General features: G+C 61.7%; 1 protein-coding gene. It reads left to right on the top strand.

What is annotated here, in order from left to right; genetic code table 11:
* Positions 1-75: 75 nt before the first annotated feature.
* A protein-coding gene (locus PKE71_RS17545; RefSeq protein WP_371392684.1) for an IS5 family transposase occupies positions 76-874 on the top strand; the annotation gives its coding sequence in 2 pieces (ribosomal slippage) (positions 76-411 and positions 414-874; 797 coding nt annotated over the 2 pieces). This gene is flagged as partial in the annotation.

Below are 874 nucleotides of genomic sequence, written 5' to 3'. Positions count from 1 at the left end.
TAGGTCATAAACTCATAAACGGGATTCCGTTTTTGGCCGAAGCCTGATTCAACCTTCGCGAGGAGGATATGGATCATGGGCCGTCGCCGCTACGAGTTGACCGATTTCGAGTGGTGGATCATCGAACCCTTGCTGCCGAACAAGCCGCGCGGTGTGCCGCGTGTGGACGATCGCAAGGTGCTCAACGGGATTTACTGGCGCTTGCGCACCGGGTCGCCCTGGGCGGAAATCCCGGAGCGCTACGGTCCGGCGACGACCTGCTACAACCGCTTCGTCCGGTGGCGCAAGCTGGGCGTCTGGGATCGGATATTCGACGCGATCACAGCGGCTTACGACGGCGACATCCAGATGATCGACAGCTCGTCGATCCGCGTTCACCAGCACGGGGCGAACGCAAAAAAGGGGGCGCGGACGCCGCCGCCGGAGACACTCCTGACCCCCGATGCATGGGGCGCTCGCGGGGCGGGCTGACGACGAAAATCCATGCCCTCGTGGACGCCAACGGCCTGCCCGTCGCACTCAAGCTCACGCCCGGCCAGGCCCATGACGGACGCAGCGCCACCGATATGCTCGGCGGGATCGGCGAAGGCCAGATCCTGCTGGCCGACCGGGCCTATGACAGCGACGCCCTGCGCGACAGCCTAAAATCGCGTGGTGCATGGGGTTGCATCAAACCGGTCTCACGTCGCAAGAACCCGCCCAGCTTCAGCCCCTTCCTCTATCGCTACCGCAATCTCGTCGAACGCTTCTTCAGCAAGATCAAACACTTCCGGGCCATCGCAACGCGCTACGAAAAACACGCCGATAACTACCTTGCCCTCGTCAAACTCGCCGCTATCCAGATATGGCTCAGAAATTATGAGTCTGTGTCCTA

It is taken from the genome of Maricaulis virginensis, assembly GCF_027922185.1.
GTDB classification, from domain to species: Bacteria; Pseudomonadota; Alphaproteobacteria; order Caulobacterales; family Maricaulaceae; genus Maricaulis; species Maricaulis virginensis.
Note: the sequence above shows the minus strand (reverse complement) of the source record. Positions and strands in the feature narration are given on the sequence as shown.